24 protein-coding genes are annotated in these 26,372 nt (G+C 67.3%); 11 read left to right on the top strand and 13 right to left on the bottom strand.

Annotation, left to right across the window (positions count from 1 at the left end; translation table 11 throughout):
- Window positions 1-4: 4 nt before the first annotated feature.
- The gene (locus AC3ANX_RS17300) at window positions 5-3,133 is read right to left on the bottom strand and encodes a hybrid sensor histidine kinase/response regulator (RefSeq protein ID WP_488334471.1); all 3,129 of its coding nucleotides are present in this window, start codon (window positions 3,131-3,133) and stop codon (window positions 5-7) included.
- A gap of 165 nt (window positions 3,134-3,298) precedes the next feature.
- Between AC3ANX_RS17300 and AC3ANX_RS17295 the strand changes: the two genes are divergently transcribed.
- From AC3ANX_RS17295 to AC3ANX_RS17285, 3 genes are read left to right on the top strand one after another with little or no spacing between them, the layout of a single operon-like run.
- Window positions 3,299-6,391 (top strand): glycoside hydrolase family 2 TIM barrel-domain containing protein, encoded by a 3,093-nt coding sequence (locus AC3ANX_RS17295; RefSeq protein ID WP_488334470.1) that lies wholly within the window; start codon window positions 3,299-3,301, stop codon window positions 6,389-6,391.
- A 1-nt stretch (window position 6,392) separates the two neighbouring features.
- Window positions 6,393-7,520 carry a ComEC/Rec2 family competence protein gene (locus tag AC3ANX_RS17290; RefSeq protein WP_488334469.1) on the top strand — a complete coding sequence of 376 codons (1,128 nt, stop codon included), beginning with the start codon at window positions 6,393-6,395 and terminating at the stop codon, window positions 7,518-7,520.
- A 35-nt stretch (window positions 7,521-7,555) separates the two neighbouring features.
- The gene (locus tag AC3ANX_RS17285; protein WP_488334468.1) at window positions 7,556-7,813 is read left to right on the top strand and encodes a hypothetical protein; all 258 of its coding nucleotides are present in this window, start codon (window positions 7,556-7,558) and stop codon (window positions 7,811-7,813) included.
- A gap of 96 nt (window positions 7,814-7,909) precedes the next feature.
- Here AC3ANX_RS17285 and AC3ANX_RS17280 read toward each other — a convergent pair whose 3' ends face one another.
- The 4 genes from AC3ANX_RS17280 to AC3ANX_RS17265 form a co-directional block, all read right to left on the bottom strand.
- The gene (locus AC3ANX_RS17280) at window positions 7,910-8,677 is read right to left on the bottom strand and encodes an alpha/beta fold hydrolase (protein ID WP_488334467.1); all 768 of its coding nucleotides are present in this window, start codon (window positions 8,675-8,677) and stop codon (window positions 7,910-7,912) included.
- 44 nt (window positions 8,678-8,721) lie between these two features.
- Window positions 8,722-8,901 carry a hypothetical protein gene (locus AC3ANX_RS17275; RefSeq protein ID WP_488334466.1) on the bottom strand — a complete coding sequence of 60 codons (180 nt, stop codon included), beginning with the start codon at window positions 8,899-8,901 and terminating at the stop codon, window positions 8,722-8,724.
- The gene (locus AC3ANX_RS17270) at window positions 8,898-9,191 is read right to left on the bottom strand and encodes a putative quinol monooxygenase (RefSeq protein ID WP_488334465.1); all 294 of its coding nucleotides are present in this window, start codon (window positions 9,189-9,191) and stop codon (window positions 8,898-8,900) included. The genes AC3ANX_RS17275 and AC3ANX_RS17270 overlap by 4 nt, the downstream gene beginning before the upstream one ends.
- 71 nt (window positions 9,192-9,262) lie before the next feature.
- Window positions 9,263-10,060, bottom strand: a complete 798-nt coding sequence (locus tag AC3ANX_RS17265; protein ID WP_488334464.1) for a type 1 glutamine amidotransferase domain-containing protein — start codon at window positions 10,058-10,060, stop codon at window positions 9,263-9,265.
- 115 nt (window positions 10,061-10,175) lie between these two features.
- Between AC3ANX_RS17265 and AC3ANX_RS17260 the strand changes: the two genes are divergently transcribed.
- Entirely contained in the window at window positions 10,176-11,084 is a 909-nt protein-coding gene (locus AC3ANX_RS17260; protein ID WP_488334463.1) for a LysR family transcriptional regulator, read from the top strand.
- Window positions 11,085-11,739: 655 nt separating this feature from the next.
- Window positions 11,740-12,570, top strand: a complete 831-nt coding sequence (locus tag AC3ANX_RS17255) for a 23S rRNA (adenine(2030)-N(6))-methyltransferase RlmJ (protein WP_488334462.1) — start codon at window positions 11,740-11,742, stop codon at window positions 12,568-12,570.
- A 206-nt stretch (window positions 12,571-12,776) separates the two neighbouring features.
- Here the strand turns inward: AC3ANX_RS17255 and AC3ANX_RS17250 are convergent, their stop codons facing one another.
- From AC3ANX_RS17250 to AC3ANX_RS17225, 6 genes are all read right to left on the bottom strand, one after another.
- Window positions 12,777-13,028, bottom strand: a complete 252-nt coding sequence (locus AC3ANX_RS17250; RefSeq protein WP_488334461.1) for a hypothetical protein — start codon at window positions 13,026-13,028, stop codon at window positions 12,777-12,779.
- A gap of 7 nt (window positions 13,029-13,035) precedes the next feature.
- Window positions 13,036-14,379, bottom strand: a complete 1,344-nt coding sequence (locus tag AC3ANX_RS17245; RefSeq protein ID WP_488334460.1) for an HlyD family type I secretion periplasmic adaptor subunit — start codon at window positions 14,377-14,379, stop codon at window positions 13,036-13,038.
- The gene (locus AC3ANX_RS17240; protein WP_488334459.1) at window positions 14,376-16,190 is read right to left on the bottom strand and encodes a type I secretion system permease/ATPase; all 1,815 of its coding nucleotides are present in this window, start codon (window positions 16,188-16,190) and stop codon (window positions 14,376-14,378) included. Before AC3ANX_RS17240 ends, AC3ANX_RS17245 begins: the two co-directional genes overlap by 4 nt.
- Window positions 16,191-16,205: 15 nt before the next feature.
- Entirely contained in the window at window positions 16,206-17,318 is a 1,113-nt protein-coding gene (locus tag AC3ANX_RS17235) for a hypothetical protein (RefSeq protein ID WP_488334458.1), read from the bottom strand.
- 72 nt (window positions 17,319-17,390) lie between these two features.
- Complete coding sequence (locus AC3ANX_RS17230; protein ID WP_488334457.1) at window positions 17,391-17,651, bottom strand: hypothetical protein; 261 nt, start codon at window positions 17,649-17,651, stop codon at window positions 17,391-17,393.
- A 237-nt stretch (window positions 17,652-17,888) separates the two neighbouring features.
- The gene (locus AC3ANX_RS17225; RefSeq protein WP_488334456.1) at window positions 17,889-18,836 is read right to left on the bottom strand and encodes an AraC family transcriptional regulator; all 948 of its coding nucleotides are present in this window, start codon (window positions 18,834-18,836) and stop codon (window positions 17,889-17,891) included.
- Window positions 18,837-19,024: 188 nt separating this feature from the next.
- On the opposite strand from AC3ANX_RS17225, the gene AC3ANX_RS17220 reads away from it, so the two are divergent.
- The 5 genes from AC3ANX_RS17220 to AC3ANX_RS17200 all read left to right on the top strand — a co-directional run bounded on the left by AC3ANX_RS17220 (window position 19,025) and on the right by AC3ANX_RS17200 (window position 21,793).
- Entirely contained in the window at window positions 19,025-19,174 is a 150-nt protein-coding gene (locus AC3ANX_RS17220; protein WP_488334455.1) for a hypothetical protein, read from the top strand.
- A 943-nt stretch (window positions 19,175-20,117) separates the two neighbouring features.
- Window positions 20,118-20,558, top strand: coding sequence for a hypothetical protein (locus tag AC3ANX_RS17215; RefSeq protein WP_488334454.1), 441 nt, complete (start codon window positions 20,118-20,120; stop codon window positions 20,556-20,558).
- Window positions 20,559-20,663: 105 nt separating this feature from the next.
- Window positions 20,664-20,951 carry a hypothetical protein gene (locus AC3ANX_RS17210; RefSeq protein WP_488334453.1) on the top strand — a complete coding sequence of 96 codons (288 nt, stop codon included), beginning with the start codon at window positions 20,664-20,666 and terminating at the stop codon, window positions 20,949-20,951.
- Between the two features lie 240 nt (window positions 20,952-21,191).
- A complete protein-coding gene (locus AC3ANX_RS17205; protein ID WP_488334452.1) occupies window positions 21,192-21,431 on the top strand; it encodes a lysozyme inhibitor LprI family protein in 240 nt (79 codons plus the stop codon).
- Window positions 21,428-21,793, top strand: coding sequence for a hypothetical protein (locus AC3ANX_RS17200; protein WP_488334451.1), 366 nt, complete (start codon window positions 21,428-21,430; stop codon window positions 21,791-21,793). The genes AC3ANX_RS17205 and AC3ANX_RS17200 overlap by 4 nt, the downstream gene beginning before the upstream one ends.
- Before the next feature lie 9 nt (window positions 21,794-21,802).
- Here AC3ANX_RS17200 and AC3ANX_RS17195 read toward each other — a convergent pair whose 3' ends face one another.
- Entirely contained in the window at window positions 21,803-22,582 is a 780-nt protein-coding gene (locus AC3ANX_RS17195) for a hypothetical protein (protein ID WP_488334450.1), read from the bottom strand.
- A gap of 233 nt (window positions 22,583-22,815) precedes the next feature.
- Window positions 22,816-24,207, bottom strand: a complete 1,392-nt coding sequence (locus tag AC3ANX_RS17190) for a ShlB/FhaC/HecB family hemolysin secretion/activation protein (RefSeq protein ID WP_488334449.1) — start codon at window positions 24,205-24,207, stop codon at window positions 22,816-22,818.
- Here AC3ANX_RS17190 and AC3ANX_RS17185 point away from each other — a divergent pair.
- Window positions 24,178-26,343, top strand: a complete 2,166-nt coding sequence (locus AC3ANX_RS17185) for a FecR domain-containing protein (protein ID WP_488334448.1) — start codon at window positions 24,178-24,180, stop codon at window positions 26,341-26,343. The genes AC3ANX_RS17190 and AC3ANX_RS17185 overlap by 30 nt on opposite strands.
- Window positions 26,344-26,372: the final 29 nt, after the last annotated feature.

The following is a 26,372-nucleotide window of genomic DNA, read 5'->3' as shown; positions in this document are numbered from 1 at the left end:
CCGCTCAGGCCGCCCCGGCGCCGCCCGTGGCCTTTTGCCCGCGCCCGTCCAGCCCCAGCCGCGTCAGCGCCTCGACGATCATCGTCGCAGTGAAGGGCTTGCGCACCCACACCGCGCGTGGGTCGCCCAGCGGCGGCTGTTCGCCGGTGGCGTCGGTCAGCACCACCGGCACATCGCGGTAGAGCTGCCGAATCTCGGCGAGCAGCGTGCGTCCGTCCTTGTCGGGCAGGTCGGCGTCGATCACGATCGCGTCGTAGCGGTCCTGCGCAGCGCGCAGCTTGCCGAGCGCCTCGCCCGCGGTGGCGGCGGGTTCGGGGTGGTAGCCGATGCCCGACAGCGCCTCCGCGGCGAGCAGTCGCACGGTGGGATCGGCCTCGATCACCAGCAGCCGCATGCTCTTGCCGGCGTCGATCAGGTCGCGCACGCGTTCGGCGAGGTCGCTCGACGTGAACGGCTTGGCGAGCAGTTCGACGCCCGCGTCGAGCCGCCCGCCGTGGACAATCGCGTTGCGCGTATAGCCGCTGGTGTGGAGCACCTTCAGCCCCGGGCGCAGCACGCGCGCGGCATCGCTCAGTTCCTTGCCCGACATGCCCGGCATCACGACATCGGTGAACATCAGGTCGATCTCGACCGGCTGCTCGATGATGCGCAGGGCGGCGGGGCCGTCACTCGCCTCGATCACATGGTAGCCAAGCTCGCGCAGCACCTCCGCCGAGAAGGCGCGCACCTCCTCGTCGTCCTCCACCACCAGGATCGTCTCGCCGGCGGCGCCGCGTTCCCCGCCGCGCTCGGCGCTGTCGGGCTCGTCCTCGTCGATGCTGCCGGTGAAGCGCGGCAGGTACATCTTGACGGCGGTGCCGCTGCCTTCCTCCGAATAGACGTTCACATGCCCGCCGGATTGCTTGACGAACCCGTACACCTGGCTGAGGCCAAGGCCGGTGCCGCGCCCGATCTCCTTGGTGGTGAAGAAGGGTTCGAACACGCGGGCGAGGTGTTCCCTGGGCATGCCGGTGCCGGTATCGCTCACCGCGATGACGACGTAATTGCCCGGCGGCACTTCGGTGTGCGCGACCGAATAGCCGGCGTCCAAATGCGCATTGGCGGTCTCGATCGTCAGCGTGCCGCCGGTCGGCATCGCATCCCGCGCGTTCACCGCGAGGTTGATGAGGGCATTCTCGAGCTGGTTGGGATCGGCCTCGACCGGCCACAACCCCGGCGTGGTGACGATCTCTAGCTTGACCATCTCGCCGAGCGAGCGGTGCAGCAGTTCGGACATGCCCGACACCACCTTGTCGAGATCGAGCGGCTTGGGCGAGAGCGGTTGCCGGCGCGCGAAGGCGAGCAGCCGCTGGGTGAGCGCGGCGGCGCGCTCGGCGCCCTTCATCGCATTGCCGATCGCGCGGCGCGCGCGGGCGGCATCGCGATCGTTGCTGCCATCGCCGTCGAGCGCCCGCGCCGCCATGTCCATGTTGCCGCCGATGATCGTCAGCAGGTTGTTGAAATCGTGCGCGATGCCGCCGGTAAGCTGGCCGACCGCCTCCATCTTCTGCGACTGGCGGAGCTGTTCCTCGACCAGCCGCTTCTCGGTCAGGTCGCGGGTGATCTTCGCGAAGCCGACCAGCGCGCCGTCCTCGCCGCGGATCGCTTCGACCACCACGCTCGCCCAGAATTCGGTGCCGTCCTTGCGCAGCCGCCAGCCCTCGGCCTCGAACCGGCCGGTGCGCGTGGCGGTGTCGATCGTGCGCGCGGGCATGCCGGCGGTGCGGTCGCGCTCGGTATAGAAGGTCGAGAGGTGCTGGCCGACGATCTCGGCGGCGGCATACCCCTTGATCCGCTCGGCCCCCGCGTTCCAGTTGCTGATATGGCCCTGCGGATCGAGCATGTAGATCGCATAGTCGCTCACTCCGTCGACCAGGATGCGGAAGCGGCGTTCGCTTTCCTCCAGCCGCGCGAACGCGGTGCGGATTTCGTGCGTGCGCTCCTCGATGCGCCGCTCCAGCGTGGCGTTGAGATCCTTCAGCGCGGCCTCGGCCTCGCGCCGCGCGGCGAGTTCGCTTTCGGAACGCTGGTTGAGCCGTGCATTGTCGATCGCGATGGCGGCATGGCCGGCGATGCCGAGCACCACCGTCTCGTGTTCGGCGGTGAACTGCGCGGTGCGGTGATGGCCGAAGAACAGCCCGCCGTGGACCTCGCCCGTCTGCGAGATGACCGGCACCGCTAGGTAGCTTGCCACCGGCAGATGCCCCTCGGGCATGCCCTTGCGCGGCGCATTGTGCCCGTAGCGCGGATCGGTGCGGATATCGTCGGAGCGCACCACGCCTTCTCCGGCGAAGGTCGGCGCGAACACCTGCGTGTTGCGCGGCATCGGGAACTTGTCGAACGCGGCGCGCGGCACGCCGGACAGGCTGTAGAGCATATAGCTCTCGCCCTTCTCGTTGAGCAGATTGTAGAAGAACGCGCCGAATTCCGCGCCGGTCAGCTCCACGCCGGCATCGGTGATCCGCTGGACGATCGTGTCGAGATCGCGCTCGGCGGCGACGTCGGCGCCGGTGCGGTTGAGCGTCTGGAAGGAATGCTGCAACGTCACGTTGCTGATCGCCGCGCCGACGAAGCTGGCAAGGCGTTCGAGCAGGTCGATCGCCTCCCCATCGGGCGTGCCGACGTGCGACCAATAGGCGCCGATCGCCGCTTGCACCGCGCCCGAGCGCACCGGCATCATCGCCATGCTGCGCACGAAGGTCGAACGATAGGCTTCGTGGGGCACGCGCTCGTCCGCATAGATGTCGGGGATCACCGCCGGTTCGCCGTGCAGCATGACCCAGCCCGACACGCAGCCCGACAGTTTGAAACTCTGCCCCTGCCACAACGGCGCGATCGCATCCTCCGCGACGTAGCGGCAGGCGTCGCCGTCGCAACGCACGAAGGTGATGCCCTGCGCGCCGACGATCGCGCGCGCGGCGGAGCGCACCACCTCGACCACTTCGTCGAGCGAGCGCACCCGCGCAAGCCGCTCGGCAGCGGTGAACAAAGCCGTCCATTTGGTGGCGACCGGCACCTTCTGCGCGGGCTGCGTCGGCGCCGAATCGGCTGAAACGTGCGTCAATCGTGCCTCGACATATCTTCTGTGGCGCATGGCATAGCCTGTTGTTCGGTCAGCGAAAAGCCATGGCTGCCGACACGCGGCGCGGTGCTGCCGCCGGTGATTGACCGCCCCCTGGGCTTGTCCTACAAATTCGGGCAGCGATCGCTGAGCGCCGCCGTGTCAGTTCCAATCGCCCAGGGGGAGGGTGCTCGACGCATGCGGTACGGACTTGGCTTTGCTCTCCTCCTGGCGGCATCGGCGTCGGCGTCGGGTGCGTCGGCGGACCCGCTCGATACGCAAAAGCTGATGCTGAGCGGCACCGGGCCGTCGGACGCGGTGCCGTGGAATTTCACGATCGACGGCGGCATGCGCGCGGGCGAGAAGGCCAGCATCGCCGTGCCGTCCAACTGGCAGCAGCAGGGTTTCGGCCATTATCTCTACGGCTACGACCGCGCGCGCAGCACCACCGATCGCGGCGTCTATCACCGCCGCTTCATCGTTCCGGCGGGGTGGCAGGGCAAGACCATCCGGCTCGTGTTCGATGCGGTGATGACCGACACGCTCGTCAAGGTGAACGGGGTTGCGGCAGGGCCGGTGCATCAGGGCGGCTTCAACCGCTTCGGCTTCGACGTGACCAAGCTGGTCAGGCGCGACGCGCCCAACGACCTCGAGGTCGAAGTGAGCGAAAGCTCGTCCGCGCGCGACACCGACATCGCCGAGCGCAAGGGCGATTACTGGACGTTCGGCGGCATCTACCGCCCGGTATGGCTCGAAGCGTTGCCGCCCGAGGCGATCGCGCATGTCGCGATCGACGCGCAGGCGAGCGGCACGATCGCCGCCGCCGTCACGCTCGCCGATCCGCACACCGTCACCCGGCTCGTCGGGCAGGTGGTCGACGCCAAGGGCGCGGCGGTCGGCGCGCCGTTCGAGGCCGCCATCCCGGCGGGTGGCAGCGGCATGGTCACGCTGCACGGCCAACTCGCATCGCCGCGCCTGTGGACGGCCGAGACGCCCAACCTCTACGCGCTCGACGTGACGCTGTTTCGAGGCGGCGAGGCGGTTCACCATGTCCGCACCCGCTTCGGCTTCCGGACGTTCGAGGTGCGCGAAGGGCAGGGGCTGTTCCTCAACGGGCAGAAGATCATCCTGAAAGGCGTCAACCGCCACAGCTTCCGCCCCGATACCGGGCGCGCACTCGATCCGGCCGATTCGATCGCGGACGTGCGGCTGATCCGCAGCATGAACATGAATGCGGTGCGCATGTCGCATTATTCGCCGGAGGAGTCCTTCCTCGAAGCCGCCGACGAACTCGGCCTGTACGTGCTCGACGAACTGAGCGGCTGGCAGCATGCGCACGATACCGAGGTCGGTCGCACGTTGGTGCGCGAACTGGTCGAGCGTGACGTCAACCATCCCAGCATCCTGTTCTGGGATAACGGCAACGAAGGCGGCTTCAACCGCGAACTCGACCCCGAATACGCGCGTTTCGACCCGCAGCATCGCAAGGTGCTGCACCCCTGGGAGGCGCATGACGGCGTCGATACCAAGCATTATCCGGTGTACGCCGATTTGGTGCGGCGGCTGAACGGGCCGACGCTCGTCATGCCGACCGAGTTCCAGCACGGCCTCTACGATGGCGGCGCGGGGGCCAGCCTCGACGACTATTGGCAGGCGATCCTCGCCTCCCCGCGCGGTGCGGGCGGCTTCATCTGGAGCTTCGCGGACGAAGGCGTGGCACGCACCGACCAGGGCGGCCGCATCGACGCTGCCGCGACCTACGCGCCCGACGGCATCGTCGGCCCACGCCATCAGCCCGAGCCGAGCTACTTCACGGTGCGCGATATCTGGTCGCCGATCCAGATCGCCGCGCCGACGCTCGACGCGAGGTTCGATGGCAGGCTGAGGCTGACCAACCGCTACGATTTCACAACCGCAAACGCGGTGCGCTTCCATTGGCAATGGGTCCGCTTCCCGGCCCCGCAGGCGGCGCGCACCGATGCCAGCGTGCTGGCGCAGGGCGACATGGACGGCCCCGCGATCGCGCCGCACGACGCGGGTACGCTGACGCTGCCGCGCGCCGTGCCGCCCGCCACCGCCGACGCGCTCCGGCTCACCGCGACGCGCGGCGGGGAGGAGGTCGCCGCCTGGGCCTGGCCGGTCGCGGGGGCTGCGCGGGCGGTGACGGTGGCGCGCGGCGGCGCCGTGCCGCGTGTCGAGCGCACGGCGGAGGCGGTGCGGCTGGTCGCCGGGGCGACCGTCGCCACCTTCGATGTGCGCACCGGACTGTTGCGCGGGATCAGCCGGGGTGGCCACGCTTTCCCGATCGGCGATGGCCCGCGCGTCGTCTTCGCGCGCCCGGCGAGCGCGGAACCGGTGTGGAGCGTCGCCACGGCGCAGCCGGACGCGGCCTTCGCCCCCGCGAAGCCGGGCCTCGCCAATGTCGCCGAAGTCGATCTCGGGCTGACGGCCGAACAGGGCTGGGCCAGCTTCACGCTCGAGATTTCGCCCGACGGCAAGACGTGGCGGACCATCTTCGCGGGCGATCGTACGCCGCAGGAGAAGCTTCGCTACGTCTTCGCGCCGCAGGTCGTCGCCGCGATCCGCATCCGCAACCTGTCGTCGCTGCGCGGCACGCTGCAACCGCGCAGCGTGCGGCTCGGCTATCAGGCCGAGCGTTTCGCGGCCGGGCCGACCGCAGCGGTCACGGTCTCCACCGGCACCGCTCCCGCATCGACGGGCGGCACACCGGCCGCGTGGCTCGATGCGCCCGGTGCCGGCGGGTTCGAGCGGGCGCACTGGTCGTTGCAGGCGAACGGCGCTCTGACGCTGGAGTACCGCTACCGGCTCGACGGGCCGATGCTCTATCACGGCGTCGGCTTCGACCTTGCGCCCGACAGCGTGGCGAAGGCGCGGCTGTTCGGGCGCGGGCCGCAGCCGGTGTGGCAGAACCGGCTGCGCGGGCCGTTGCTCGGCGTGTACGACATCGCGGCGCGCGGCACGCCGGGGCTGCCGACGCCAGAGCGTGCCGGCTATTTCGCCGATCCGCGCTGGTTGCGGCTCGACACGTCCGGCCTCGCGCTGATCGTGCGGCCGTCGCCGAACACGCCGTTCCTGCAACTCGGCGCGAAACCGCTGGATCACCCCAACACCAGCCCGGAGTTCCCGGCGAGCACGCTCGGCCTGCTCAACGCCATTCCGGCGATGGGCAACAAGTTCAACGTGCCCGACCTGACCGGCCCGGCCGGCGCACCGGCGGTGGCGCACGGCGCCTACGAGGGGCGGGTCACATTCGAGCTGGAGGGGCGCTGAGATGAAGCGGATGAAGCACCTGTGCATCGCGGCGGCCCTGCTGTTCGCGCTTCCGGGCACCGCCGCCGCTGCGCGTGCCGACGACACGCTGCGGGTCATCTTCGTGGATGTCGAGGGCGGCGCTGCCACGTTGATCGTGACGCCGCAGGGCCACGCAATGCTGATCGACGCCGGCTGGCCCGCCGCGCTGAGCGGCGGCGGCATGCTCGCGACCGGCGCGGGCGGGCCGACCAGCGCGGAGCGGATCGTCGCCGCGGCCAAGGCGGCCGGACTGTCCCGGATCGATTACCTGCTGCTCACCCATTATCATACCGACCATCTCGGCGGCGCGCGTGAACTGATCGGCCGCTTCCCGATCGGCACGGTGATCGACCATGGCGCCAATCGCGAGCCGTTGCTAGCCGCGCCGCCCGCCAACCGGCGCGGCTATCAGGCGGCAGAACTCTATGCCGGCTATAGGGAGGCGATCGCGGGCAAACCGCACCGCGTCATGCGGCCGGGCGAAACGCTGACGATCGACGGCCTGCGTGTGACCGCGATCGACAGCGACGGGGCGATCATCACCCGGCCGCTACCGGGCGCGGGCGCGCCCGGTAGCGGCTGCGCCGCCGCCGCGCTCACCGGCGACATCGGTACGGACGAGAACCCCCGATCGCTCGGCACGGTGCTGCAATGGGGCAAAGCGCGCATCCTCGCGCTCGGCGATACGACGCGCGTGGTGGAGGACCGGCTCGCCTGCCCGCGCGACCGGATCGGCCCTGTCGATCTGATGATCGCCGACAATCACGGCACCGCCAACGCCGGCAGCGCGGTGCTGCTCGATACGGTGCGCCCGTCGCTCTACGTCTTCAACAACGGCGCGGCCAAGGGCGCCGACGCCGCCTCGCTCCACTTCATACGGGCGGCGCCGTATGTGCAGGGCGTGTGGCAACTCCATGTCGCGACGCGCAGCCCCGAGGAGAATGCGCCGCCCTCACAGATCGCCAACGTGTCGGGCGAAGACGACGGCCACCCGCTGATCGCCGCGGTGCGCCGCGACGGGACGATCGCGATGACCAACACCCGCACCGGCCTGACGCAGCTTTACCCGAACGCCGATCGTCTGTCGAAACGGCCCGCGATCCGGTAAGCGTCGGCGGTTGCAGTCGCGTGTGGAGGTGCCCGATGTCAGACGATTACGCCCACGGCCGGCGCGATGGTCTGCGCCTCGCGCTCGCGATCCTCGCGGCGGAGGAGGCGAAATGGGCCGCCCTGCTCGGCGAGAGCCGGTCGTGGCGAACCAACCAGACCCGCGAGGTGCGACACAAGGCGCTGCAAGTCGCGCAGAAACGCATCCAGACCGCGCTCAACCGCCTCGCGCCCAAGGACGACGGCACGATCGACGACGAACTCGCCGCCGCGCTCGACCAGATCGGGCTTTGAGCGCGCCCGACCGGCCGGGGTGCAGCGGTTTGCGCCATCCGATCTTTTCCAGGCGAGATCGAGACGCTGCCAGCAGTGATCCTTTCTGTGCTGGGCCTAGCGGTCGCTGCGGGCGGCGCGCTCGATGACGTCGGCGACGGCGCGCGGTTGCGAGAGGAAGATGGCGTGGCTGCCCTTGATCTCGGTCACGACCGCATGGGCGCGCGCGTACATGGTGCGTTCCAGGTCCGGGTTGATCATGCGGTCCTGCGTCGCGACGATCCCATAGGCGGGCTTGTTCTTCCAGGCGGGTGCGGTGATCGGCGTCGAGACGATCTTGCTGTTCCAGGGCACTTGCGAGATCGCCATGAACCGAGCCTGCCCAGCCGGCAGGTCGGCGGCGAAGTCGGCGGGGAACCTGGCCTGATCGACCAGCAGATAGCCGTCGGCGGTCGGCGCGATGCTGGTCGCGGCAGGCGGATTGCTCTTGATCTGCCCGATGATCGTCTCGCCCGCGTCCGGCACGAAGCCAGCGACATAGACGAGGGCGGCGACGTGGCGGTTGTTGCCTGCTTCGGTGATGACCGCGCCGCCATAGCTGTGGCCGACGAGGACGGCGGGGCCGTTCTGCCGATCGAGAATGCGGTTGGTGGCGACCACATCGTCCTCGAGCGAGGTGAGCGGCGCCTGCACGATGCTGACGGTATAGCCGTCGCGGGTGAGGATTTCGGCGACCGGCTGCCAGCCCGACCCATCGGCGAAAGCGCCGTGGACAAGGACGATGTTGCGGACGGGTGCCGCGGGGGCGGGGGCGGGGGCGGCGGTCGCGACGACCGGCAGGGATGCGAGCGCAGCACCGGTCAGCAGGGTACGAAGGAAGGTCATGGAAAGTCTCCTGGCCGCATCGCGCGGCTTGATGTGGAAGAAGGTCAGGCGGCGGTCGGCCGGTCGGCGGCGTCGGTGAAGACCGAATTGTCGGTCAGCCCTTCGGCACCGCCGCCGTAGAGCGTCTCGGCGCGCAGCGGGTTGAGCGGCGAGGAGACGATACGGCTCCCGAAGGTGCGCCCGCTGAGTTGGAGGGGTTTGAACCGGGTGAAACGACGGGTCATGCCGACACGTGATCGAGCACGAAGGCGGTACGTTCGGCGAGATCGTTGATCGCGGCGAGATACGCCTGGAAATGCGGCGTTGCGCGATGCGCAGCCACGGCATCGCCGTCCGCGTACAGCTCATCCAGGAAGAACCGCTCGGGCTCGCTCTGGTCCTGCCAGAGATCGTAGCGCAGGTTGCCCGGTTCCGCCCGGCTGGGTGCGAGCATGCCGTCGAGCAGCGTGCGCAAGCGGTCGGCGGCGCCGGCGCGGGCCGTCAGAACGGCGACGACTTTGACGGGATTGGTCATGGTGTTGCTCCTTGCTTGGACGTAGGCGGTGGCGGGGTGCTTCCGCAGCGCCCCGCCTGTCATGCGCGTGTTCATGCCGCGCCCGCCGAGCCGCCGAGCGCTTCGATCATCGCCCGGCCGATCGCGTGATCCGAAGCCGGGTTCTGGCCGGTGATCAACTCGCGATCGACTACCACATTGGCGGCGAAATCCTCCGGAGCGGCGGACACCTGACCACCGGCCAGCCGCAGCGCCTTGGGCATGTCGAAATAGAGCTCGCCCTTGAGCAGGTGCGCTTCGGCAATCTTCTCTTCGCTCGCCGAGAACACCGTCATCCGATAGCCGGCGTAAATCCAGTCCCTGGCCAGATCGGCAGCCTTCGCGTCGTTTCCCTCGATCAGCGCCGCCCGATAGGCTGCGGCATCGGCGAGCGCGGCGACGACGGCGACCGGACCGTGACAGAGCAGCCCGGTCGGCTTTGCCGCCGCATGGAAGTGGCGCAGGATGGTGCCGACATCGCCGTCCTGCATCAGGTCGACCGCCGGGGCATGGCCGCCGGGTACGAAGACGCCGGCATAAGCGTCGAGCCCTTCCTCGATCACCGAGCGCAAGGTGCGCACCGCATTCATCGCCGGATGATCGGCGAAAAAGCGCTTCGCCCGCGCATAAGCGCCCTCGTCACCGCCGAAATGATCGACCGTGTCCGACGCTTCATCGATGTGCGGCTTGGTGCCGTCGGGCGTGGCGAGCACGACGTCGTAGCCCGCGTCGATCAGCGCCATCGCGGGCACCACCGTCTCGTTGAGATACTGGCCGATCGTGGCGGAGCCGCCACCGCGCAGTTCGATCTGCGTGGCGTTGGATCCGAGGAAGAGCACTGTCTTGGTCATCTGAACCTCCGTTGGGTCGCCGCATGCGCTGCGGACGAGAGGAAGATGGCCCAACAAGACATATTCCAGAACTTTATTATTTTGATTTTAGATATAATGCTGGCAGCATGACTGGATGCGTTACGACCTCAATCTCCTGCCGATCTTCGTCGCGTTGATGGAGGAGCGGAGCGTCACGCGCGCTGCCGAACGGGTCGGAATGACGCAGCCGGCATTGTCCAACGCCTTGTCGCGCCTGCGCCTGATGATGCAGGATCAGTTGTTCATCCGCGAACGGTACGGCATCCAGCCGACGCCGGTTGCGCTCGAACTCGCGCCTGCCATCGCCGAGGCGCTGGCCCGGCTGGACGACGCGGTGCTCGGGCAGCAGGGGTTCGATCCGGCTCAGGCCGAGCGGCTTTTCACCATCGCGCCCAATGGCTATGTCGAGTTCGTCATGGTGCCCGCGATCGTCGCCAGACTCCAGAAGGTCGCGCCCGGCATCAAGCTCCGGCTGACCCCCTACGGCAACGATCTGGTCGAGACCGGGGTGGTCTCGGGCACGACGGCACTGGTGCTCGGCCGCATCGTCGATCCGCCCGACAATCTCGTCGTCCAGCATCTGATGGATGAAAGTCTGGCCTGCACTGTGCGCGCGGATCATCCCCAGATCGGCGACACGATGACCCGCGAGCAGTTCGAAGGGCTGAGGCACGTCAGCATCGTGCCGCCCGGCCGCATGCGTGCCGGCCTTTTCCAGGCGCTTGCGCAACAGCACCTCAAGCGCGACGTCGCGATTTCGGTGACCAATTTCTTCGCGGTCGCGGAGATGGTGGCGGTTACCGATTATTGCGCGACGTTACCGTCGCTGATCTGCCGCCGTCTGCGACAGGATGCCCGATTGAAGATCCTCCCGGCGCCCGCGGATCTGGGCACCTTCCCGGTCGAGATGGCCTGGCATGTCCGCTACCGCCAGGACCCGGCCCATCGCTGGTTGCGGGAACTGATCGGTGAGGTTGCACGGGAGCTCTCAGCCGCACCCTGATCCGTCGCGGCGTTCCGTAAGGAGACAGGCGACGAAGTCGATTGTTCATAGCGGATTGCTGACGTCAGTACGGGCGCAACCTGCCGCTCGGACCGATGTGAGCCATCGATGGTCGATGGGTTGCGATACGCTGTTGGGTGATGGTGGCGACCCTGTGTTCTGCCGGCATACGATGGCCGAGACAGACCAGAGCAAGGCGATGCAGCGCGTGGCGGCATGATCCAGGCAATCCGCATCGCTGACGGTCTGTTTCGCCAGCCACAGCGCTGGTCGGTATGGCCGGTCAGCCACCAGGCGCGGACGAGCGCGATCGCCGAGCGGTTGCGGTGATCGAAGTCGTAGTGGATCGTGCGGCTGCGCTGGGACGGCGCGCTCTTTTCCAGCGAGAGCGTGAGATCCGCGCGGGCGGGATCTCCACCTTTGGCGCGATTGAACCTCGGAGCTTGCCGACCGTGACGATCCCGCGCCCGGCACCGGCGAGGTGCTGGCGATGTGACGGCCATTCTCCTGTACCCGGAGCCTTGCGTTCCCGCTTCCGCTGACGATCGCCCGCGCCGACGTCCTACTAACACCGGGTCGGTCGCTTCGATCGCCGCGCGCTCGACAATCGTGCCCGGCAGCACGTAAGGGCGGGTGGTCGAAACTCTGAGCCGCAATGAATTATCGCCATTCCTTCCACGCAGGCAACAGTGCCGATGTCGTGAAGCACAGCCTGCTGATCGCCCTCGTGCGGGCCTTGCAGCTAAAACAGGGCGCGCTGACCCTGATCGACACCCACGCGGGCTGCGGTCTGTACGACCTTGGCGGCGAGGAGGCACGACGCACCGGCGAATTCACGCAGGGCGTGCTGCGGGCCTTTGCCGACCCGAACCCCTTGCTCGACGACTACCGCGCCGCCGTACGGGCGGTGAATGACGGGCCCGAGCCGCAGCTCTATCCCGGCTCGCCGCGGTTTCTTGCGCAGCTTCTGCGCCCGCAGGATTTCCTGATCCTGAACGAGAAACATCCCGAGGATGCCCATGCCCTGCGCCGCGTGATGCGCGACACATCCGCTGCCTTGCATGAGCGCGACGCCTACGAGCTTTGGCTGGCGGTGCTGCCGCCCCGCACCGCGCGCGGCGTGGTGGTGGTCGACCCGCCGTACGAGCAGCCCGATGAACGCGCCCGTATCACAGCGACGCTCGCCGCCGCTCACCGCAAATGGGCGCATGGCGTCACGGTGATCTGGTATCCGCTGAAAGACCGCGCCACGCATCGGCGGTGGAAGGAGCAGTTACGCAGGCTCGGCATCCCCAAACTGCTGTCGGTGGAGCATTGGTTATACGATGACGATCAGCCCGGCATCTACAATGGTGCGGGCCTTTATATCGTCAACCCGCCCTACGCCTTCACGCAAGCACTGCCGCCCTTGCTGGAGGCTCTCCGCGCCACGCTGGCACCGGCGGGGCATAGGGGCGAGATCGCAGCCAATTGGCTGGGCGGGTAAAGTGAACCGTACCCGCCCTGACTGATTGTCGCGGGGCTATGTCTCTCGATTTGTGACTGGAACGCGCCGACCTGCCGGTGGTCCGCCCGGTCGCGAGCTGCGCCGACCTGCGCTCTATCGACCTGTCGGCCGATGCCGCCGGGCTTAGGGTCGCCGAGCGCAACTCGCCCGGCGCCGTCGTGTTCGCGTGCCGGGGAGCCTGAAGCTCAGCCCAGGCCGCCGTCGTGACCTTCGTCGAGCACGAACTGCGTCACCGCATGGATGTCGAGATGTGCGTTGATGTCCTGTGCGTCCGACCAGTTCGTCACCGATCCATCGGCATGTTCGATCGTGCCGCTCGCGCCGATATGGACGTGCAGCGACGGATCGAGGTCCGCGCCGACGCTCTGCTGGTCGGACATGGTCGTGCTGTCCGAATCGTCGGCCGGGGCGAAGATGGCACTCAGGAACCCAGGCATAAGACCCTCACTTCTGGCGGAACGCGCGGCTCATCGCGTCGGTCAGCGGCGCTGCCAGATAGGCGAACAGCGTACGGTCCCGCGTCTTGATGTTAACGCTCGCCGGCAGGCCGGGTTGCAACGTCAGCCCGGACTGCCGCACCGCGCGTGGATCGTCCAGCATGATCTCCGCCTTGTAATATGCGCCGCCCTCCGCCTCGATCCGTGCCGGTGACAGCGCGGTGACGTGGCCGGGGAAGGCGGAGCGGCCGTGCGGGTTGATGCTGGTGAAGCGCACCATCGTCGGCTGGCCGAGCCGAACGTCGCTGACGTCCTCGGGCTTGACCTGCGCCTCGACGATGAGCGGTTTCCCGGTCGGCACGATCTCCATCAGCGGCTTGCCGCCAGCGACGACCATGCCGGGGCCAAGCTGGGCAAGCCCGGAGACGCGCCCGGTCGCAGGCGCGCGCAGCACGTCCTGATCGGCGACATAACGCGTCACGTCGAGCTGCGGGCGGAGCTGCGCGAGTTCGCCGCGCACCTCGTCGAGTTGCTGGTCGGCGGTCATCGCCTGCGTGTCGCGCGTCTTCATCGAGGCGAGTTGCGCCTGTTGCTGTACCGCGCCGCCGCTCGCCTGCTGTGCGACGAGATCGGCCTCGCTCTGCTCCATCGACAGGATCGTCACCTTCCGCGCAAGCCCCTTGGCGTAGAGCGAGCGATAGGCGGCAAGCTGCTGGCGCAGCAGCGCCAGTTGCTGCGACGCCGATGCCGCCTTGGCGCGCGCAGCGACGACCTCCTGATCGCCGGTGGCGCGATCGGCGGCCAGGATGGCGACGTGGCGTTTGAAGATCGCACGCTGCGCGTCGATCGCGGCGGCGGTCTCGGGTTCGTTCGCGCGTTGCATCAGTTCGCGCGGAAAGGTGAGTTCGGTGGCGCCATCCCGTTCGGCGAGGAGCCGCGCTTCGGTCGCCTCCAGCGCGTCTCGCTTGGCGAGCGCCTGCCGCAACGCCGCGCCGGCGCGGATGCCGTTCAGGCGCACCAGCGGCTGCCCGGCCTCGACCGCCTGCCCCTCGTGCACCAGCACCGCGTTGACGATGCCGGTATCGGCGGGCTGAATCGACAGTTTGTCGCCAGTCACGCTGATGACGGCGGAGGCGATTGCCGCGCTGGAGATCGGCGCCAGCGCCGCGAATACCGCGAAGATCGCGAGGAACACACCCGCCGCGATCAGCCCGATCCGGATCGGACGACGCGCCTCGTCGAGCGGCTGGAGGCCCAGCGCGCGCATCCGTTCCTCGATCAGCTTGCGCGGCACCATACCGTCGGCACCGCCGCCGCCGCCACCGCCGGTCGCGAGAAATTCGAGCTTCATGACGCCTCCACCGGCTCGCGGGCGATCGAGCGGACGATCTCGGTCCTGACCTTGCGGAACACGCGCGCGCGCGGCCCGTCGAGTTGCAGCGTGCCGTTCGACAGGACCACCACGCGGTCGACATGCGCGATCGGGTTGAGCCGGTGCGCGATCAGCACGATGGTCGAGCCCTCCGCCTTCAACGTCGCGAGCGCGGCGGCGAGCGCCTCCTCGCCATCCGCATCGAGGTGCGCGTTGGGTTCGTCCAGCACCAGCAGCCGGGGCGAACCGAACATCGCACGGGCGAGGCCGATACGCTGGCGCTGGCCGCCGGACAGACCGGAGCCGCCCTCGTCCACCTGGGTCTCGTAGCCATTGGGCAGCTTCAGGATCATCTCGTGCACGTTGGCGCGGCGCGCGGCGGTGACGATCTGCTCGTCGGTGGCCTTGGTGAAGCGGCCGATATTCTCGCGGATCGTGCCGGGGAACAGCCCGACCGTCTGCGGCAGATAGCCGACATAGCGGCCGAGCCCTTCGGACGACCAGTGCTTCGCCTCGACATCGCCGATCGTCACTGCGCCCTTGGTCGGGCTGGTGACGGCGACCAGCAACTGCGCAAGCGTGCTCTTGCCGGCGCCACTCGGCCCGACGATGCCGATCGCTTCGCCGGGGCGGATCTCCAGGCTGATGTTCCGCAAGGCGGGCTCGCGCGCGCCGGGCGGAACGTAGCTCGCGTCCAGCACCTTGATGCCGACGCCGCTATCGGGCAGCCGCGTGCGCTGCGGGCGGGGCGGGGCCTGCACCAGCCCCTTCTGCACGCGTCGCCCGGCCGCTACCGCCGTCGCCAGCGCGCGCCAGCCGGTCACCGCAACCTCGAGCGGCGCGAGGCTGCGGCCGAGCAGCACGTTGGCGGCGAAGATGCTCGCCGCCTCCATCTTGCCCTCGATCACCAGCCAGCCGCCGACGCCGATCATCGCGCTCTGCATCACCAGCCGGACGAACTTGAACAACGCCGCCATCGTCGCGCCGCGATCGCTGCCTTCGGCCTGGCGGCGCAGCATCGTCTCGCGGTCGATATGCCAATGGACCGACAGCGCGTCCTCCATGCCCATCGCGCGTACCGGCCCGGCGTGGCGCGCGACCGCATCGGTGAAGCGATAGCTGCGGTTGGCGGCGCCTGTCGCGATCTCGCTGCTCTTGCGGGTGACGCGGCTGTTCACCACCGCGAGGCCGAGCAGCAGCAGCGCTCCCGCCAGCGCGACCCCGCCGAGCATCGGGTGGATCAGGAACAGCACCAGCAGGAACAGCGGCATCCACGGCACGTCGAAGAAGAACTGCGCGCCCGCACCCGCCAACACGCCGCGAAACTGGTCGAGATCGCGCAGCATCTGCGCATTGCGCGCGCCCGGCCCGTGCGTGGAGGCAAGCTGCACGGTTGCCTCGAACACGCGGTGGGCGAGCACGCGGTCGAGCCGGGCGGCGGCGCGGATCAGGATCTGCGCGCGCACCATGTCGAACACCGCCATGGTGGCGAGCGCGATCAGCAGGCCGATGCTGAGGCTGGCGAGCGTGGCGACGCTGCCCGAAGGGATCACGCGGTTGTAGATTTCGGTGAGGTACAGCGGCGAGGCGAGGAACAGCAGGTTGACGCCGCCGCTGAACGCCGCCGCCGCCCAGATCAGCCGCTTGCACTGGCGCAGCGCCGAGGCGAACTCGTCACCGCGTTCCAGCGTCGCGGCGCGCGCAGCGCTGTCGAGTGCGACCACCTCCGCTGCGGCGCGATCGGCCTCGCGTTGTGCGCCGGCAAGCTCGGTGGGCGTGGCTGGCGTCATCCGCTCGGGCTTTCGTCAGAGGCTGCCGAGGATGCCATGCGCATCCAGGCTGTCGTGGTGCAGATCGTGATGGTCGTCGCCGATGCCGAGCAGCGCGGGGGCAAGATCGTCGCCCGCCAGCGTGTCGACGATCGCCGCGACGGGTGCTGCGGCGGCATCGGCCGCACCGACGTGAAACGCATCGGTCGAATCGACCATCGTCACAAGCGTCTGGATGCCGCCCGCCGGGTCGGTGCCGGCGAAATGTTCCGTCGCATCGCCGAGCGCGGCGAGCGGGACGCTGACCGTTGCGCCGATCGCGTCGGCCGCGTGCGCGACGACATCCTGCGCGCCGCCGACGAGCGTGGCCGCCGTGTCGACGAGGGGCGCCACATGCGTCACGTCGCTGACGATCGGGTTCGCCACGGCGGTCGCGGTGTCGAGAACGGGGGCGGTGAGGGGCGCCACCGCGTCGGCAAGCGGCGCGGAAACGTGGCCGAGATCAGCGACCACCGGCGATACGAGACCCAGCACCGGCGCGGTCAGGTCACCGAGGTGCACGGCAGTCTCCGCCAGCGGCGCTATCGCATCGGCGACCACGGGCGCGGCAGCCTGAGCCGTGGTGCTCGCCACGACGTGGAGCGCGGTTTCCACCGCGAGCGTGGTCGTACCCGTTGCGAGATCGGTGATCGGCGCAACATGCCCCTGCGCGACTGCATCGGTTGAAGCGGAGGCGGGGGCGGGGGCCGGGGTCGCCGCCACGGGGGCGTGCGGAGCGATGGCCGTGCGGGGATCGAACGCTGGTGCCGTGCCGAAAAATGCTACGCTCGGCGCGCCCGCTTCGGCCGGAGCGGTGGGTAGCGCGATCGTGGCGGGTGTGAACGCGGTCTCGTGCGACTGCGCAACGGGCGCTGGCGTCGCGCTGGCGGTATGCACGTCCTGAGGAAGATGCGGCGTGGGCGCGCTCACCCCCTGATGCGCCGCCACCGAGGCTGGCGTTTCGCTCAACGGCGACACCTGCTTGGCGAAGTCGCCGTCATGGCCGGGCGCATCGGCGACGCCGCTCGCCGGCTGCGTGCCATATTGGCTGAGGTCGCTGGCGGACCAGCCCAGCATTCGGATCAGCGGTTGGATCAGGATGTTGGCCATTGCGCCTCCTAAAGCGCATGAGGGAGGCGAACCGTTCCGGTCCGCCTCCCATCATCGCTCGGTGCTTAGCGATTATCCGTGCGCAGCGTCGTGCGAGTCGAAGGCGCTCTCGATCGAGTGGAGCAGGCCGTCGGTGCTGGTGTTGAAGCCGATCGCATTGTCGCTGCTGTTCGAGGTGCTGCTGCCGTCGGCATCGGTGGTCGACGAGGCGTGCTGCGATTCGGCGGAGAAGCCGAGGGCGCTGCTGAGCGACGAACCGAAGTCGCTGCTGTGGCCGGTGTCGTTCGAGTCCGTGCTGCCGTTGCTGCCGAACAGGCTGTCGAGGATAGACATGGGATATTCTCCTTGGTTTTTCCGTCGTTTGCGACCCGTGGATCGTGAAGTAAGAACCCCCGGCCCGCCTGCGACGTTCCCGCCGGTTCGTCGGGTTGAGCCGCTCGGGCACCACCCGCAGCGCCGTCACGGCGTCATGCCGCCACCGCCTGGGTGTTGCGTAAGGCGGCTCCCGCGCCGGAAATCCTTGCTGCGACTTTGAGCCGTATGGATACATCCGGCCGGCCCGCGCGCCTGTCACGCCACCGGATCGGCCAGTTCGACCTGTTCGGCCTGCCGATACGTGCTCGGATCCACGCCGAACGCGGCACGGAATGCGCGCGAGAAGTGGCTTCGGCTCGCAAAGCCGGTCGCGTCGGCGATGCCCTGCACCGGCAGGTCGCTCGCACGCAGCATGGCGGCGGCTTCCTTCAATCGCGTGCGCAGCAGGAATTCCATGGGGCTGCACCCCATGATCTGCGGGAAGCGGCGCAGGAAGGTCGAGCGGCTCATCCCGGCGGCCAGCGCCATCGATTCCACGCCGTGCGCCGCCGCCGGCTGCGCGACGACGCTCGACACCGCGCGCGCGATCGAGGCGTCGTGATGATCGGACCGGCGGGCGCGGCCACCTGCTTCGGCGACGCCGCGCAGCGCCAGCGCAACGCACGCGCTCATCAGCGACGCGGCGAGCGCGCTGCTGCCGCGTTCCCGCGCGAATTCGGCGCGCAGCATGGTGAGGAGGTGATGCGCGGACGGGCCGCTCGGTTCGATGACGAGCGGATCGACGAGATCCTGCCGCGCCGAGCCGACGATGCGCGCGGCCGCGACGGTGAGTGCGCTCGGCCTGCCGCCACACGCATCGATGACGGCGATCCCGTTGCGCCGCCGGATCGCGCGCGCGCCGTCGATGCGTGTCGTGGGTTCCGCGGCTTCGGCGGTCATGCTCGGCGGATAGCCTGCGGGCAGCAGCATCAGCATATCGGTCCGTGCCACGATCGCCTCGCTTGGGCCTCGCATGTGCAGCGTTCCGGCAAGCACCAGATACGCGCCCACGCCATCGAACGGCGCGCCGACCAGATGGCAACCCTTGCCGACCTCGCACAACGAAAACGCCGCAGAACCGGCCTCGATGATGTTGAGAAGGCCCTGCAACTCGTCTTCGCGCGTAGCGGGTTCCGATTTCGTCTCGTCGCTTCTGTTGCCCATGAACGTCGCGCGCTGTCCTGCTGCTCCTTGCGACGGCAGATACGAACGGCGACGGGATTAGCTTCATCCGCGAAGCCGCGCGATGCGCGTCGTCGGAAGGCGCACATGTGCGCAAACCATCGCGCGAGAGGGCGAACCGAACGCCGGCTCACGAACCCGAACCGCCGGATCATGGGCAGGTTGAACTGATGAACCGCACCATGAAGGATGACACCCTCAAGCGCCGCCACCACGACGGCCACTGCATTCGGGCGCGGATGGAAGACCCTTCGGCCCTGTTCCAACGAGGCGAAGGCATAGCGCGCGGAACGGACATCTATCGTGGCGTGGTCTGGTAGATCGAAGGATTTGCCATCTTGTACGCCAGGCTACTTCCTACCTTCGCGTGAAGATAAAGTACCACACCTCAGCGGCAAGTCTGTCATAACAATCAAAAATTAAAGGGGAAAAATCTTTATTGCCGCTTGGAAATTTCGCTGATGTAATCACCGGGTAATCACCATCAAGCTTTTGCTATCGCGCCTTCGCGCAGATTAGACGGTGATCGTTCCGCATGATGCTGCCGAAAGATCGCGGATAGGTCCCACTTTCAAAAAGTGCGTCAGCGGTCAGACCTGGAGTGGAGGGCGGCATGCGGCTTTTAGACTTGGCCAAGCCGATCAGGAACGCGGCCCGTAAAAATCGTGACGTTCTTCGGCATAGTTGGCCGATATGGAACAAGCCACTTACGAGTCGGTCACACCGATGGAGAGAAAGTGCCTCTGGCTGGCGCACCACACCTGCAACTGAGCAGATCGCATATCGTCTTGGCCTCTCACCAACGACTGTCAATTCTCACATCTTCTCGGCGCGCCGAGAAGATGGGCGGGCTGCCACGTCTCGCGGCAGTGGTTGTCTTGCGGAATTTCGAAGCCAGCTTCCCGCAAGATCCGACAGCTGAGCCTGAGTCGGTCAGTGGTCCGTGTCTTGTGCGCCAGCAACCCTTGCCTCCACAGCCGTTATCTAGACAGCGTATGCCAAGGTCGACGTGCCAGAAATCCGATCAGAAGGCGCTCGTCCATCCGAGTTTCGGGAGCGACGATCGACCTTCGAATTTAACGATCGACAACCGCTTTCGGGTGGGCAGAGTGAGGAAGGAGCCGATGCTTCGCTGCGCCGGATCGTCCTCATTCTTGCGATCACAGCTTTGCTGGCTTTGGTCCTGATCGCCGCCTCCGCGATCTATGATTCTACCGCGCAGCGGATCGCGAGCAGCCTCGAAAGCCCCACGCAAGGTGAACCTTGGACGGTTTGCCCACGAGAGGAGACACCAATGACACGGGTCACGAGCGAACATGTAGAGACGACCAAGCGCGCGGTCCTTGCGGTCGAGCGGTCAACCACAGCGGCATCACCGATACGCTGAGTTGCCTGCTGGAGATGCAGGGCGAGCGCACCGATGCCCCCATCTTCGTTGATGATCAGACGATCGGGGCGATGCAGCTGGTTGCGGCGAGCCTGGACCTGCAGTTGCGATCCCAAGCCGAGATCACGGCTGCGCATGGCGTGCTGAAAGATCTCATGAGCAAGGTTCAGATCGAAAACTTCGGCCCGAACCCCTGCGCTCCGAACGAGCCCGGGAGCAACAGCGCTGCGCACCAGCCGGCGCCGTACGCGCCAGCCGGCTGGTCCCCGGGGGAGGGCGGCCCGTGGTGGTTCTTACCATGCGCGTCTATGTTGTAACATTCTGGCTGCTCTTGATCGGCTGCGCGGTTCTGGCGTGGCGGTGGCGCAGGCGAACCACCCTGGTGGGCCGCGCTGCTTCAGCCGGAAACTGGCACCGCGGCAATGATCGTGGTGGCGGCAGTGTTGTCGCTCGTGACCGAGCCGACGACGTCGAGCATACGATATTTTAGAGTGGAGCGCGCTGTATCTGCAACCGACCTTGGTCTCTTCATTGGCCTTGTGATCGCCGGCACGCGCTCGGGAAAGTGGTGGATCCTGTGCGCGGCAGCAATACAACTCATGTCGACGAGCGCACATCTCGTGCGCCTGGAAACGCCGGGAATGTTCGAGCTCGGGTATCAGGTGATGGAGGAAGCCTCGAGCTATCCGATCGTCCTGCTGCTGGCATGAGGCATCTGGACGCATCACCGGCACAAGAAGAGCGGCGTACAATCGCGGGAATTCTCTCGACCTTCGGCCACTGCACGGAACCGGTCGAGACGGTGACCGATCGGATGCTGTGCGAGTCCGGATCATTTTCCTCAATGCTGTCGGGCTCGAGGTCGCGCCTTCGTCGGGTCGGCGCCGATGCCAGCACGATCGGGCCAGACCGATTGCGAGGCCGCGGCGCTGCGCGGCTACGATCAGCGTATGAACGTCGCTTATGCTGCTCTGTTACGCCGGCTGCCCGCAATGGCGGGCGAACGCCTGCGCCGGTCGCAGCGAGCATGGCTCGCCTACCGCGACGCTGATCGGGTCAGCCGTGACGCGCTGTATGCGACCCGGCACGGGACGATGTATGTGCCGATGCGGGCCGACGACGCGGTCGTAGTGGTTGGAGACAGGGCGCGCTTGCTGGAGCGCTACGTGCGGGCGTTCGAGATCCAATGAGTGTGACCCCGTTATCCGTCTTGCAGGTGACCGGTGCGATCGCGGTGTTCTTCGGTCCCCTGCTTTTGCTCGGCTTCTATGTGGTTGCGGACTATCTCGAGTGGCCGATCGCAGGTGGTATTCTTCGTGTCCTTGCGGTGTTCCTCACGCTCCAGTTCGTCATAGGTGCGCTCATCAATATCGCGCTCGGCACCGCCCTGGCCGGGCTCGCTGTCTGGATGGTGCAGCATTTCGCCTTCATATGGCGTTTTCCCGGCGCAGCGGTGGTCCTGATCCTGGGTCTGTGGCGAGCTTGGAGAGGTGTGACCATCCTCTGGGGTGGTTACGAGGAGTTCAGGCGCCTCCGGTCCGAGGGCAGGTGACAGGTCAGGCTACAGATAGGCGACGATCATGCCGCCAGCCAGTCGGCACAGTAGGGCGGCGACGCAGAGGGCATACGCCAGCGCGATCAGCCAGTTGACCTCCGCCATGAAGACCGTCCGCTCCGCCGGGGACATGAGTCCAGCATCCCGCCGGCGCATGCCGCGATAGGTGAACAGTATGGCGAAGGCCAACAACACTACCATCGGCAGATAGCCGAACACGATCCCGCCGAGGCTTCGGGCGGAGGCCGTACCGGTGCCATGATCCGCGATGAAGCGGGTGAACGCCGCCTGATGGGCGTAGGGCAGAAAGGTGTAGAGCAACGTCCCGACCCCGATGATGTAGGAGAGCGCGTGACGCACTCGCAGCGACCATGGCCAGCGGACACGCGGAGCGGGCAAGGTGGGCTTCGAGCCATATGGAACATCGTTGATCTCGATATCCGGGGTAGCGGCGCGCTTGCGGTCCGCGTGCCAGAGCCAGCGGTACATCCCGCGCTGCATTAGCGGTACACCGATCACGCCAACGATTACGGTGAGGACGATGTTGAGGGCTGCCGCGGCGCTATCGTATTCAGGCGAATAGATCAGAAAACTGACCGCGACCCAGATCGCCATCACGAGCGGGAGGATGATCGTCAGGCCGACACCCAGCACCAGCCACTGGCGCCATTGCCGCGCTCGCATCCTTACGCCGAAGCGATCGACGGGGCCGGGTTCAGGCGCAGGGTCGATGTCCATGCTGACGTTTGCCCCAATCTTCCGGTGGATGCGAGGCAGGCGGATCATGACCCCAAAGTGCCGACGTACGAGCTGCGCAATTCTTCCGGTTGCAAAAGCCTCTGCCACATGGAACCGTCTGGAGATAGCCAACCGTTCAACGCCATCTGCATTCAGCAACCATGTTTGGCCGAGATGAACGAGCGACCGCTTTTGAGACGATTACAGCAGTCTGAATGGCCGCGTCTGAGTCCATCGCTTGTTGCGATGTGAACGCAACTGCTTGCAATGCTTAGTGATACCTAAAACCGCTTGTTCAGGCTGAACGACATGCGCGGACTCGTATCGCCGCTGTCGTAGCGAGCCGCGTTGATGGGGAAGGCCGCTTCCAGTTCCAGACTGAGGCTCTGTTCCAGCGTCAGGCGGGCACCTGCGCCTGCCGAATAGAGATCGCCCGTCGCGAACTGGCTGCGCAGATTGCTGACGTGCCCGGCATCGGCGAAGCTGTAGAGCTGCGCCCAGCGCAACACGCCCGAGGTGCGGTCAACCAACTTCGCGCGTAGCTCCGCCGAGCCCAATATGCCCTCGTCGCCCATCCGTTCGCTGAAGTCGTAACCGCGGCCGAAGACTGGCCCGCCGATCGTGATCTGCTGGACGGTGGGCAGGGGCGCGGTGCTCGCTTGCGCGACGGCGGCGAGCCGTGCGCTGATCGACCCCGCCAGATCTCCGGTCCAGTTCGCCCAGACGTTGAAGACCGTGAAGTCCGAGCCGGCGGCGAAGCGCGAAGCGAAGGGATTGTCGCTCGGCGTCGCGCCGAGCGTCAGAATGCCTTGGTTCACCCCTGCGCCGGCGCGGACTCGCCCGCCGGCGAGTGGCGCATAGCCGTTTATGAACGCGCCGACCGTCGTCACCCGGTCGCGCTGGCTGAGGTTGCCTGCCCACCACGACTCGGGTTCGACGTGGTTCAGCTGCACGCTTGCCCAGAGGCTGTAGCGACGGTTGCGCACGAACGGCTGCGTGACGCTGAGCCCGGCGCTGAAGGTCTCCCCCTCCGGGTCGAACGCGCTCCAGCGCCCGCCCGAATGGGTGCGCCCATAGCTTCCATACACCGCGACCTCGGTGCCGCTGGTGCCGGGCTGGATCGCGTAGCGGCCATAGAGCGCGAACAGTTCGCGCGGTTGCAGCGGCGTTACCACCGCTTGGAACAGGATCTGATCGTCCTCCATGAGCAATTGGTTCACGTCGACGGAGATCTGCGCGCGCACCGGCCCCAGCGCGTCCTGCCCGCGATTGTCGATCGTCACATTGCCCTGGACGCGCCGGCTCTTGACTGGAACGACGAGGATGCCGCGCGCATTCTCGCGGACGTACCGGACGCGGCCGATCGACACGCCGGGCGCATCGGCGGCGATCAGCAGGCGACGTTCGAGTTCGGCGCGGGTGGGTGCATGGCCCTGCAACGCCGCCAGATCGTCGAGCACCGCACCGCTGTCGTCGCCCTCGATGCGAATGCGGTCGATCTGGCCGAGATCGAGGCGCACATGCAGCACCCCGGCGCTCAGCGTCTGCGCCGGGATCACGCTGCGCGCGAAGATATAGCCCTTCGCCCGGGCCACGCCGGCGATTGTCGCGAGCAGATCCTGCATCGCCGCGGCGGGAAGACGGTGGCCGATGAACGGCGCCGTTGCCGTCATCAGTTCCGCGCGGGAAATCTGTTCCCCACCGTCGATCAGAATCGCCCCGATCATGACGCCGGGTGCCACCGCGATCGTACCGGGTCCGTTCGCCGGTGCTTCTATTTCCGGATGTGGGGGCGTTGGCGTAGCGTCCGGCGGGCTTGGCTGCGCGGTTCGTGTCGCTGTGGCCGCGTCCGGCGGCGCGGGCGCCCGCTCCTGCGCGGAGGCGCCGATGGGTGCGACAAAGAGGGCCGCCGACATAATCGACGCAAGTTTCCAGACGAACATACAGTTCGCGCCTTAACCATTGCCGGTTTCCAATTCTTTTACGTCCAACGGTTTACGGCGATTCTCTACGGACGATTAAGGCGCGGACTTGCCGCGAGAGGATGTGTCATGCGTTTCCTTCAGATCGCGCTTTTGAGCAGCGTGTGCTTTTCAGGTGCAGCGCATGCCGCGTCTTCCGGCTGGACGATCTCCGAAACGTCGGCCGGGGTCCTCGTGCTCCACGCCGGCATGACCAAGGCTGCCGCGCGGGGCGGTCGTGTCGAGGCTGGCGACGTGGTGTCGACCTCGCAAAACGCGCGCGCAGTCCTGGTGAACGGCGACCAATATGCCGTAGTCGCACCGAACAGCCGGCTACAGGTGGCGGATGCGCAGGCATCGGGCGGCTTGATGCAATTCCTGGAGAAGTTCGGCAACGTCGTGTTCAGCGTCAAAAAGGGTACGGCGCCGCATTTCGGCGTGCAGACGGCGTATCTCGCGGCGGTCGTCAAAGGCACCACCTTCAGCGTTACGGTCGATGATGGCGGCGCGTCGGTGCAGGTGATTGAGGGCGCGGTCGAAGTCGCGACGGTCGATGGCGGCGCGCACCGGCTGATCGAACCGGGCAATATCGCGATGGTCGGCGCGACCGATCTCGGCCAGTTGACGGTGCAGGGCAGAACCACCGAAGTGCTTCGCTCGAGCGGTCCGGCGGCGGCTGCCCCCACTGGCAACACGCCCGGAGCCAGCGCTGCGCCGCTCGCTGCGGCGCCGGCCGCGCCGAGTATGGCGGTCATCGCCGAGGCGGCGTCGGAAGTCCCGGTGTCGGAGCTGCTGTCGACCCCGATCTCGCAGAGCAACGGACCGGAGGTGATTGCGCAGGCGGTCGAGGAGAGCCCGAAGCAGATCGCCGCGCTCAGCGACGGCCTCGTTTCGGGCAGCACGGGGATCGGTGCGGCGTTGGTCGGGGTCTCGCAGTCTCCCGCAGAAATGCGGCTTGCCGCCGCCACTGGTACGGCGGCCGGATCGGGCGCGGACGGCAGGGGAAGCGGAAACGCTTCCGGCAATCCTGGCGCTTCCACCGGCAACTCCAGCGCTGGCGGCGGCATGGGCGCCGACAACGGCAACGGCGGCTCGAACAATGGCCAGGGCACAGGCGCGAACAATGGCAACGCAAACGGGTCGGGCAATGCCAGTGCAGGCAACGGCAACGCGGCGAGCGGAGTCGGGAGCGACAACGGCAATGGCAATAGCGGTTCGAACAACGGTCAGGGCACCGGTTCGAACAACGGCAACGGCAATGCGTCGGGCAATTCCAGCACCAGCAACGGCAACGCGGCGAGCGGACCCGGGAGCGACAACGGCAATGGCAATAGCGGTTCGAACAACGGTCAGGGCAGCGGTTCGAACAACGGCAATGGCAATGCGTCGGGCAATTCCAGCGCCAGCAACGACAACGCGGCGAGCGGAGCCGGGAGCGACAACGGCAAGGGCAATGGCGGTTCGAACAACGGTCAGGGCACCGGTTCGAACAACGGCAACGGCAATGAGTCGGGCAATTCCAGCGCCAGCAACGGCAATGGCAATGGCAATAGCGGTTCTAACAACGGTCAGAGCACCGGTTCGAACAACGGCAACGGCAATGCGTCGGGCAATTCCAGCGCCAGCAACGGCAACGCGGCGACCGAAGCCGGGACCGACAACGGCAAGGGCAATGGCGGATTGAATAATGGTCAGGGCACCGGTTCGAACAATGGGAGTGGCAGCAAGGCGGCCGACGCCGGCGCCGGGACCGGCAGCGTCGGTTCCGACAACGGCAACGGCAACGGCGGCTCGAACAACGGTCAAGGCAACACATCAAACAACGGCAAGGGTAACGGCCGCTCCTGAGCAGCAAAACGGTTTTTGAACATTTCGGG

The organism is Sphingomonas sp. BRN-1R (assembly GCF_057748035.1).
This window is presented reverse-complemented; position numbering and strand designations above follow the sequence as displayed.